The 835-nt window shown below is 44.3% G+C and carries 1 protein-coding gene; it reads right to left on the bottom strand.

Annotation, left to right across the window (positions count from 1 at the left end; all coding sequences use genetic code 11):
- On the bottom strand, positions 1-835 hold an 835-nt coding region (locus tag R7O13_RS25610; protein ID WP_318305040.1), incomplete at both ends, for a DUF3413 domain-containing protein.

Below are 835 nucleotides of genomic sequence, written 5' to 3' on the forward strand. Positions count from 1 at the left end.
GTGTTTTGATAATACCGCCGACTTTGTCATCCGCAGATTTCACGGCAAACTCATAAGCATTTTTGAAGCGTTCACTCGCCGACATATCTTCTTTCGAGTTCGACGGGATAGATTCAAAATTATCTACCGTAGTAACTTCGATGTAGCTGAACCAAGGCTGGTTCGCTTTTTCCGTTAGCCACATGTTCCAATCGGCGATAGATTGTTTATCGGTATGGGCTTGAGTACCATCCAGTTTTTCAGCTAGGTTTACGCCTCGGAAGACGATTTCTGAATAAAGGTCATCTTCAAAACCGCTGCCGCTAAACAAACCGAAGGTGTAGCCTTGATCTTTAAGTACATCAAGAAGTACAGGCGAGGCACCTTGTGCCTTGATGCTAGAGGCGTAACTCGTTGGTAAACCATAGAACAAGCCAAATGCACCATATGTATCATTGCTTGAGCTGTAGTGTTTACGGAAGTTTTGATTTTGCTGTGCAAACTCGTAGAGGTTTGGCATTTCTTCTTGATTCAGCGCGTCGGCACGAAGGTTATTTACGCTGATCATCAACACGTTCAACTTGTTTACACGGCGGTTGAATTCAAGTTTTTCTAGTGGGTAGTTCACCAGCTCAACGTTATTTTCATTCTCCGCTAAGCGTTTTAGGTACTCTTCACGGTCAAGCAGACCATGTTTTTCCATAAAGCTTTTCGCCGTCATTGGGTAAGAAAGCGGGAAGTTTGAGCGTTGGCTCGTGATCGGATTATAGAAATAGGCATCAGCCCAAATGTAGACCAAATGGCTGGTCATAAAGCTCAAAAAGAACACGGCAGCCAGTGGACGACCAACGTGTTT

The sequence above is a fragment of the Vibrio sp. Y176 genome, from assembly GCF_033438945.1.